Origin of the sequence: Herbaspirillum autotrophicum (assembly GCF_001189915.1) — a bacterium.
Lineage (GTDB): Bacteria > Pseudomonadota > Gammaproteobacteria > Burkholderiales > Burkholderiaceae_D > Herbaspirillum > Herbaspirillum autotrophicum.
The window spans coordinates 1-9,300 of record NZ_LFLS01000065.1; the positions used below are offsets into that span (position 1 = coordinate 1).

Below are 9,300 nucleotides of genomic sequence, written 5' to 3' on the forward strand. Positions count from 1 at the left end.
GATTTTCTGCCGAAGTTGAATTTTTTGCATGACAATGGGGTCTGCCAGATTTACGCGCCACGACCGAGCATCATGAAAGATAAAACACTTCTATTTGTCTCTGTGTATAAAAGCTGCGGCGAAGAAATGGTCGGTTTATTTAACGAGGAATTAGGGCTTTCTAGCGTAGAAAGCTTCGCGGTCCGCTGCATTACCCAAGAACAAAAATCGCTCAGCAGCAAATATTTTACTCGGCAATTTTGGCAACTAGGGGGCAAACTCAAGATGAGCCAAAACGATCTCTTTGAGCCATTTGGCAAAATCGACAACGACTACATATCGAATGGCAATGCGTTCCGATGGGCATGCCGGCCTGAAACCAGAAACGCCCCAACTCTCTAATTCCCCAACCCCGCACGGAAGGCATTCCTTATTCAATTAAATTAGGAATTCCTATTGACAGATAATAAGGAATGCCTAATACTCGCTCCATCAGCTCAACACACAGAGCTTTTACATGGAGCGAAAAATGCACGGTCTTGCCACTGCCCAACGCCAATACGACCGCCAGACACCGGAGAACTATTTCCGGGCTGACGAGTTGGTATTCAACGAACAGCCAGCGCCATTCACTGACGCGGCGGTCGAATTGTTCATTAGCCGTTTTGCCAAGGTTGCACCCGGCGAAGCGCGCGACTTTCTGACCAATGAAGGAATTGACGATACCTGCGTGGGTGGTGCTGAAGTGCTGCGCCGTCTGGCTGCGGCGTGGATGTTGAACCCTGAATCGGTGTATGCAGTTGCCGGCACCGCGTTCTGGCAGGAGATGAAGTTTCTCGCCAGTGAAGCGTTTGACGAGGTGGCCGCATGACCGCCGCCACTCCAACATTGACACTCGTTCGTGGCGCTGAGTACGGCCAAGAAATCCAAGGCTTTATTTTCCCGATCCGGATTGTGACCAGCAACGCGGAAACGCTGGATCAGGCTATCGAGCAATTGAATCAGGCAGAGCAACTGGTGCATGTGTGGAATACGCATGATGCGCTGGTGAAGGCACTGCAAGGAATGATCGCAGCTACAGATCACTGGCACGACAGCGACGGCGAATTCCTCAAGTCCGGCGAGCGTAATCCGCGCTTCGCTGCCCGCGCCGCCCTCACCGCAGCGGGTGCAGCATGAACCACCAAATCAACTACCTGCGCAAGAAGCCGGTACACAAGCCCGGCACGATTCGCCGATTCCTCAAGCGGGCGGCTGTGTTTTTGATCACCGTGTTCCTGATCCTGAACGGACTTGCTTACAGCAACCGCTATTTCAAATCGTCCGACCCGGCGCCGGTGCCTAATGCCTGCCTGCGGAGCATGACATGAGAAAAAAATCTACCGGCGGGCCCGCCTTCCCGGGCCTGAATGCAGAAATGACCGGCATCGATAGCAACGGCGTGGAACGCGTTGACATCGAGCCGTCTGGCGGCATGACGCTGCGCGACTACTTCGCGGCAAATGCTCCGATCGACATCGCATTTGCCAATGATATTTTCTACAGGCGCAACGGCCGCAATGCAGGTTGGCTGGAATCTATCAAAGAGCTTGCGGATCTGCGCGGCATCTACGCCGATGAAATGATCGCGGAGCGTGCCACATGAAAGCCGCCTACCCACTCGGTGCAGCCCTCGGCCTGTCAATCATCGGCGTGATTCTGATGACCGCACCGGTCCGCGACGATACCGACAACGAGCGCTACGCCAAACAACAGCAGGCCGCAAAGCTGAAGGCCAACAAGCGCCTGTTCGACAAGCTGTATGTACAGGCCGAGGAAATGACTTTCCCGGTGGCCGCGTATGGGAGCAAAGACAAATGAATGAATTCAAGGTCCGCGCCTCGTCTTGGGGTTCCCTGTTCGACTGCGCCCACCGCTGGGAAGGCGAACACATCCTCGGCATGCGCAAGCCCAGCGGCCTGCGCGCACAACTCGGCACCGGCATCCACGCCGGTACTGCCGCGTTCGACAGCGGCAACCTGACCGGCGCCCCGATCACGGTTGACGAAGCCGCCGAGGTTTTCGTCCAGGCGCTGAAGAATCCGGAGCAGGACGTCGACTACAAGCAAGACGACCTGACCATACTGGACGCGGAGAAAATCGGCTTGGTGCTGACCGTCAAGTATTGCACCGAGATTGCGCCGAGGATGGATTACGTGTCCGTCGAAATGCCGCTGGAACCCTTGCTGATCACCTGCGGCGACGTGATCGTCAAGCTGACCGGCACGATGGACCGCGCCCGCGTTGTCCGGTCGGCCGGCGGCAAGGTCATCAACGACCTGAAGACCGGCGGCCGGGTGATCGCAAATGGCGCCGTGGTCGTTCAAGGCCGGTCAGCGCAACTCGGCACCTATCAAATTATGTCGGAACAGACCGACGGCGAGGCGACGGTCGGCTCGCAAATTACCGGCTTGCAGACGACCAGCAAGGCCGCCGTCGGCGTCAGCCGCGTATTCGACGCCAAGCGGATCATGCTCGGCACCGAAGACGAAAAGGGCCTGATCGAGTATGCCGCCGGCATGTTCAAGACCGGTCTATTCCCCCCCAACCCTCAATCCCAACTGTGCAGCCAGAAGTACTGCGCTCGCTGGGGAACCTGCATGTACCACGAATAACCACCATCCAACCACGGAGAAAACAATGACTGAAGTCTTAGACAAAACCACCTCGCTGACAACGCTGAAAACCCCTGCGCAGAGCAACCAAATTGTCCGCGCTGGCTTTTTTGATTTGGCTGGCTTCGATCTGCTGCAGCGCGTAGCAAAGGCTTTTGCCGCATCGTCGCTTGTTCCGAAGGAGTATCAAGGAAATATCGCGAACTGCATGATCGCCCTCAACCTTGCGAATCGCCTGCGCGCCGACGAGCTGATGGTGATGCAAAACCTGTACATCGTGCACGGTCGTCCAGGCTGGTCTGCAAAGTACCTGATTGCGACATTCAATGAGTGCGGCCGCTTCAGCACCGTCAAATACGAATGGTTTGGCGAGCGTGGAACCGACACTTGGGGCGCTCGGGCGTGGGCTATCGAACTTTCTACTGGCGAAAAGATAGTCGGTCCAGATGTCAGTATCCAAATGGCCAAGGATGAAGGCTGGTTTTCCAAGAATGGTTCCAAGTGGAAAACCATTCCCCAACTCATGCTGATGTATCGCAGCGCCGGTTGGATGATCAACACGTCGGCACCGGAAATCTCGATGGGGTTCTCTACCGAGGAGGAGTTGCGCGACATCATCGACGTGAACAAGGACGGAAGCTACACCGTCACCACTGAAGCCGTGACGGTCAATTCTCTGAAAAACGTCGACCAAGACACCGGCGAAATCCGTCAACAAAATACTGCGGACGGAGCGAAAACCTCCGGAGCCGAAGCCGGCACGGCCGCCGGGCCTGCGAGTGATACCAGCTCGCAGGCAACCCAGACGACCGCCGAAGACGCCACCACGCTGACCTATGCGCAAGTGGTGGACGCCATGCAGAAATCAACCTCGCTGGACGTCCTGCAAGTCGCAATCGAGATGATTTCTCAAGTTGCGAATCCAGAGCAACAGGACGAGTTGCGCGGCATTTCAAAAGATCACCTGAAGCGGATCACAGCAAAACCCGCCGCCAAGCGTGCGGCCGCCGCCGATCCCGGCGTCAGCATGGAATAAATCCCCTCCCCACCACTCTCAATAGGAGCAATACATGTTTGGTCTGAATACCCACATGAGCAAAATTCTTGGTGTTGATTTGCGCACCGAAACCGAAGAAGACAAGGACCCGGTCGGCGCTTGCGACATCAGCATATCGACGGAAATTCCAAACAATGCACTGCTGGAATTTCATCCGCTGCTCAAGGAGTCGTTCTACGCCCCGGACAACACCGCCCAGCCGGACATGCTGGACGGCACTGTCTACATGCCGAATCTCAAATTTCCAGCGTTCCCCCGTTTCCCATGGAAAGCGGACCTTGAGGGTTACAAGTTCATCGCGCACACCGGAGTCAACGAACGCTCCGAAATCAAGATGGAAGACGTCAAGATCAACAGCATTAAATTCAAGATGAAAGACAAGGGCATGGTCGACATGGGTTTCATCATCCGTGCCCACGACAACCCGGGCGATATCGACAAGCTCCGCAAGTTGCTTGGTCTGGAAGTGCAAATTACGCTGGTACCGCCAGACGAAGCCAAGCAGCACGAACTGGAACAGGCCAAGGCGGCGCGCACCAGAGCGCTGAACGAGCATTTCAGCGGTGACAGGCAGCCCGACACCAACACCGGCAACCTTTTGCCAGGCACTGATCCCGACGCGGAAGACGACGAACAGCCAGCCGGCGCCCCAACAATCGAATAACCACCGGTACCCACCCACGACAACAGCGAGAACAACATGACAACAGAAAATTCCATCCTCTTTTACGATGTCGAAACAACCGGCATTCCCGTCTGGAGTAAGCCATCGGAAGACCCATCGCAGCCGCGCGTGATTCAGATCGCCGCCGAACTGGTTGATCCAGACACCCGCGAAACGCTGGGGGCGCTCAACCACATTATCCTGCCGAACGGTTGGGTGATCACCGATGAAATCGCCGAACTGACCGGCATCACGCAAGAAATCGCGCTGCGCGACGGTGCCCACATTGAGCACATTTTGCCGACGTTCCTGATCTTGTGGGGGAAAGCGACCATCGGCCGGGTCGGACATAACGAATCTTTCGATGCTCGCATGATCCGTATCGAAATGATGAAGGCTGGCATCTACTCCGAAGAACAACTGGAAGCCTTCAAGACCGGCAGTGCCTTCGACACTTGCACGCAGAGTACCAAAATCGTCAACCTCCCACCGACTGAAAAAATGCTGGCAGCGAAGCGCAAGACACCGAAGCAGCCGAATCTGGCCGAGGCATACCGGTTCTTTACCGGCAAGGAACTGGAAGGCGCGCACAACGCCCAAAACGACGTGATGGCCTGCAAGGCAATCTATTTCGCGCTGCAAGACTACAACGCCACTCAAGCGGCGTAACGATCAAAGCTGGCGCAAGCGTTAGCGGGCACGCGAAGTAGCACCGCCGGAGATGAGACCCGCACCGGCCGCCAGCACCACATACCAAGGACAAGAATAATGAAACTCGACCGCATCCAAGTAGACAATTTTCTCGGCGCTCACCACATCGACGTGCGCCTGACTACCCCTGTTACTTTATTTGCCGGCCCGAACGGCGCCGCAAAATCCAGCATCGGCGAAGCCGTCCGCATGGCAATGACCGGCGACGTGGTGCGCGTCAACCTGAAAAAAGAATATGAACAGTTGGTGACCGACGGCGCGAAAGCTGGCGGCGGCCTGGTAACCGTGGCCGATGAGCGCACCTATGCGTTCAACGTTCCGGCCGGCGACATCAGCGCCGACGATGGTTTGCCCACCGGCGATACGGTCGACGTTGCACTCAATGGCCAGCACTTCACCACCATGACAAGCGACGAGCGCCGAACCTTTCTGTTCAAGTTGACCGGCATCCGGATCAAGACCGACGATATCGAAAAGCGCATGACCGCCCGCGCATGCGATCCTGCCAAGATCACAGCGACCCTGCCATTGCTGCGTACCGGTTTTCCCAGCGCATGCGAGTTTGCCAAGACGAAGGCGACAGAATCAAAAGGGGCATGGCGTACCTTGACCGGCGAGACCTGGGGATCAAAAAAATCCGGCTCATGGGTAGCGGCCAGGCCAGAACCTGTCACAGGCACACCACCAGCTGCTGACTCGCTTGCAGTGTTCGATGCCGATATCGCCAAAGTAAATCAGCGGGTCGGCGAAGTGGCCGCCGAGAAGCGGACCCGGGCCGAGAACGTCGCGAAGCGCGCAGCATTGGAAACCAAGGCCGCCGGCGTAGACCGGGTGCGAGAAGCCTTGGCGCATGCACAGAAAGAACTTGCCGAGTTTGAGCCGAAGGTCGTAGCAATGCGCCAGCGTGCCAGCGGTACCAAGCGTATCGGGCTGGTCCACGACATGGCCGTGTTCATCGCTGCTGTAGAGGATGACGCCTATACGAAGGATGCAGCCACCTTGCTCGACCGCTACGAAGAAGAACACGGCGAACTGCCGCAAGCTGGTGCCGTCGATGCCGACGCGCAGGCTTCGCTGCCGGAGTTCGAACGCGGTCTTGAAGTGATGCAAAATTCTGTCAAAAATCTGGAACGTGATCTTGCGGCAACGCTGGAAGCCAAGGGACAGTTTGACGCGCTGGAAGCGCCCGCCAAGCAGGAAGACTTGCCCGATCTGGACGTCCTGCAAGCCAGCGTTGCCAAGATGCGCGCTGACCGCGCCGCCGCACAGGTGCAGATCAACGCGGCGGCGAACTATGCCGAAGCAGTAGCCGCGGCTGAAAAGAAAACCGTCGATGCCGGTAAGCACCACGCCGACGTGCTGGCTTGGTCGGTCGTTGCCGATGCCCTGGCACCGGACGGTATTCCCGGCGACATGTTGGCCGAAGCGCTGGAACCTGTAAATCAGAAGCTGGCAGACGCCCACCAACAAACCGGCTGGATGCAAGTTTGTATCGCGTCGGATATGCAAATTACCGCCGCCGGCCGGTCGTACCATCTGCTTTCAGAGTCCGAGAAGTGGCGCACTGATGCGATGATTGCGGTCGTTGTCGCTGTCATGTCCGGACTCAAAATTCTGATGCTTGATCGCGTCGACGTGCTGGACCTCCCGGGCCGCTCTGTCCTGCTGGCGTGGCTCAATGCCATGGTGATCGATGGCGATATCGAAACCGCCCTGCTGTTCGCTACCCTCAAGGCGCTGCCGGCGACCCTCTACCCGACGATGGCAGCACATTGGGTTGAGGCTGGCAACATTGCTGATTTCAAGGTGGCAGCATGAAGCGCGATTTGATGAGCATGGCGCTCGATCTCGGCAATGAATTGATCATTGATAACTTCGCCGGCGGTGGCGGCACCAGCACCGGCCTTGAATGGGCTTTCGGTCGCCCGGTCGATATCGCCATCAACCACGATCCGCAGGCGCTGGCAATGCATGCTGCCAACCATCCGCACACAAAACACCTCTGCGAGTCGGTCTGGGACGTTGATCCGATCAAGGTCACCAACAATCAGCCGGTCGGGCTGGTCTGGCTTTCACCTGATTGCAAGCACTTCAGCAAGGCCAAGGGTGGCAAGCCGGTCGAAAAGAAAATTCGCGGACTGGCATGGGTAACGCTGCGCTGGGCGGCAAAGTGCAAGCCGCGCGTGATCATGCTGGAAAACGTCGAAGAATTCAAAACATGGGGGCCGTTGCTGGTGGCCGCCGATGGCACTGCAAAGCCCGATCCGGCGAAACGCGGCAAGACCTTCGACAGTTTCATCCGGCAACTACGCGGCCATGGCTACAACGTGGACTGGCGAGAAATGCGCGGCTGCGATCACGACACACCGACCATCCGCAAACGCCTGTTTCTGGTCGCCCGCCGCGATGGCCTGCCGATCATGTGGCCGGAGCCTACTCACGGCGCACCGAACAGTCTGGGCGTTCAGTCCGGCAAGCTGCTGCCCTACCGCACCGCCGCTGAGTGCATCGATTGGTCACTGCCCTGCCCGTCGATCTTTGAACGCGGCCGGCCGCTGGCTGATGCTACCCTGCGCCGCATCGCCAAAGGCATCATGCGCTACGTGGTGGATGCTGCGGATCCGTTCATCGTGAATACGGCAAACAGCAAAACCACCGGCAGAGGGCCCAACATGTGGGACACGGACGAGCCATTGCGAACAATAACCTCATCACCGGGGTTTTCTGTTGTCGCGCCCACCATAGTTCCGGTCACGCATCAGGGTAGCGATCGCACAGAATCAATTCATGAGCCGTTCCGGACGATCACCGGCGCGCACCGTGGCGAGAAAGCGCTTGTCTCGACATTTCTCGCCAAGCACTACACCGGCGTAGTCGGATCCGATCTTGCCGCCCCACTCGGCACCGTGACAAGCTCTGATCATCACAGCCTTGTGACTGCGCTGCTGACCGAACATGCAAATGCCAGCAACCAGCGCAACATGCCAGTGGATGAACCGTTGCGCACGATCTGCGCGCAGGTCAAAGGCGGACATTTCGGTCTGGTGTCGGCACATGTTACGAAATTTCGCTCGGGTGCCGTCGGCAGTCCACTCGGTGAGCCGTTGCACACCGTCACAGCCGGCGGCAAGCAAGCCCGTCCGGGCACCGGTAACGCCATGGGTATCGTAACAAGCAATCTGGTGAAACTTCGCGGCACCAGTACTGCGGCAGGCACTGATGAGCCATTGGGAACGATCAGCGCCGGCGGCCAGCACCATGCCGAGGTGCGCGCCTTCCTGTTGAGTTACTACGGCAGCGAGAAAGATTCAGACGGCATCGACAACCCGATGCGCACGGTCACCAGCCGCGACCGCTTCGGCCTTGTCACCATCAAGGGGCAAGATTATCAGATCGTAGATATTGGCCTGCGCATGCTGGCACCGCGCGAACTGTTCCGGGCGCAAGGCTTCGGCGACGAATACCTGATCGACAGTGTTCCGGATTGGGAGAAACTATTTATCGACGGTCAGCAGGTAGCTGACGTGAACAACATTCCGTGGCGGCCGCTTACCAAAAGCGCCCAGGTACGCATGTGCGGCAACTCGGTATGCCCACCGATGGCGCGCGCCCTGATTGAAGCGAACTTCGCCCACGAACGCCAGATTGCGAGGGTTGCATGAAACTCGATACAGATAAAGAGCGGGCGATGACGCCGGAATTCATTGAGCAGCAACGTCCCTTGTTCGAAGCCGCGTTTGCTGAAAAATATATGAAAGGACTTGCCTTCAATTTCGGCGGCCTCGATGTTGATAGAAACTATTTTGCAGATTGGGTGCAGGATCGTTTCGACGGATGGTTACTCGCCCGCAGCGCAGGGCTGAGTCAGGAGCCGGTGGCGTACTACCGAGACTATCGCCACTACCTTGAATGGGATTGCAGCGCCCAAGAAGATAATGTTGGCAGCATGCGGCGGGAGTGGTGCAAATCCGATATCGATGGAGCTGTTACACAACCAGATGGTGACGGATGGGTGCCAGTTTTCATCGCCCCGCCAGCGCCTGTAAGTGCGGGCGGTTCTAATTCGGTGGAATTACACCAGTTATCCGGTAATTCCGGAGAGGTGGAAAATATCCGCGACCTTCTCGGCGAAGCACGCGGCTATCTGGAAGGTCTTGAACTTGCAGATCGGATTGATGCGGCGCTGGAAGATGAAGTGACAGCAGCGCCGTTGAGTGATGCGAAGGATGCACTTG

Annotated in this window: 13 protein-coding genes; all 13 read left to right on the forward strand. The window is 57.4% G+C overall.

Features of this window, described 5'->3' with window-relative positions; genetic code table 11:
• On the forward strand, positions 1–381 hold a 381-nt coding region (locus AKL27_RS26545), incomplete at its 5' end, for a hypothetical protein (protein ID WP_232311126.1).
• Between the two features lie 127 nt (positions 382–508).
• The gene (locus AKL27_RS26550; protein WP_050465914.1) at positions 509–850 is read left to right on the forward strand and encodes a hypothetical protein; all 342 of its coding nucleotides are present in this window, start codon (positions 509–511) and stop codon (positions 848–850) included.
• Positions 847–1,158 (forward strand): hypothetical protein, encoded by a 312-nt coding sequence (locus AKL27_RS26555; protein ID WP_050465915.1) that lies wholly within the window; start codon positions 847–849, stop codon positions 1,156–1,158. Before AKL27_RS26550 ends, AKL27_RS26555 begins: the two co-directional genes overlap by 4 nt.
• On the forward strand, positions 1,155–1,349 hold the full coding sequence (locus tag AKL27_RS26560; protein WP_050465916.1) for a hypothetical protein: 195 nt from the start codon (positions 1,155–1,157) through the stop codon (positions 1,347–1,349). Before AKL27_RS26555 ends, AKL27_RS26560 begins: the two co-directional genes overlap by 4 nt.
• Positions 1,346–1,624, forward strand: coding sequence for a hypothetical protein (locus AKL27_RS26565; RefSeq protein WP_050465917.1), 279 nt, complete (start codon positions 1,346–1,348; stop codon positions 1,622–1,624). The genes AKL27_RS26560 and AKL27_RS26565 overlap by 4 nt, the downstream gene beginning before the upstream one ends.
• Positions 1,621–1,839 carry a hypothetical protein gene (locus AKL27_RS26570; RefSeq protein ID WP_050465918.1) on the forward strand — a complete coding sequence of 73 codons (219 nt, stop codon included), beginning with the start codon at positions 1,621–1,623 and terminating at the stop codon, positions 1,837–1,839. The genes AKL27_RS26565 and AKL27_RS26570 overlap by 4 nt, the downstream gene beginning before the upstream one ends.
• Positions 1,836–2,633, forward strand: a complete 798-nt coding sequence (locus AKL27_RS26575; protein WP_050465919.1) for a PD-(D/E)XK nuclease family protein — start codon at positions 1,836–1,838, stop codon at positions 2,631–2,633. The genes AKL27_RS26570 and AKL27_RS26575 overlap by 4 nt, the downstream gene beginning before the upstream one ends.
• Positions 2,634–2,658: 25 nt before the next feature.
• On the forward strand, positions 2,659–3,669 hold the full coding sequence (locus tag AKL27_RS26580) for a hypothetical protein (RefSeq protein WP_050465920.1): 1,011 nt from the start codon (positions 2,659–2,661) through the stop codon (positions 3,667–3,669).
• Between the two features lie 34 nt (positions 3,670–3,703).
• Complete coding sequence (locus AKL27_RS26585) at positions 3,704–4,354, forward strand: hypothetical protein (protein WP_050465921.1); 651 nt, start codon at positions 3,704–3,706, stop codon at positions 4,352–4,354.
• A 36-nt stretch (positions 4,355–4,390) separates the two neighbouring features.
• Positions 4,391–5,023 (forward strand): 3'-5' exonuclease, encoded by a 633-nt coding sequence (locus AKL27_RS26590; RefSeq protein WP_050465922.1) that lies wholly within the window; start codon positions 4,391–4,393, stop codon positions 5,021–5,023.
• A gap of 99 nt (positions 5,024–5,122) precedes the next feature.
• Positions 5,123–6,883: an AAA family ATPase gene (locus AKL27_RS26595; RefSeq protein WP_050465924.1), complete on the forward strand. Its 1,761-nt coding sequence runs from the start codon at positions 5,123–5,125 to the stop codon at positions 6,881–6,883.
• Positions 6,880–8,727, forward strand: coding sequence for a DNA cytosine methyltransferase (locus tag AKL27_RS26600; RefSeq protein ID WP_050465925.1), 1,848 nt, complete (start codon positions 6,880–6,882; stop codon positions 8,725–8,727). Before AKL27_RS26595 ends, AKL27_RS26600 begins: the two co-directional genes overlap by 4 nt.
• A partial coding sequence (locus AKL27_RS26605; RefSeq protein WP_157057134.1) for a hypothetical protein occupies positions 8,724–9,300 on the forward strand: 577 nt, incomplete at its 3' end. The genes AKL27_RS26600 and AKL27_RS26605, both read left to right, overlap by 4 nt.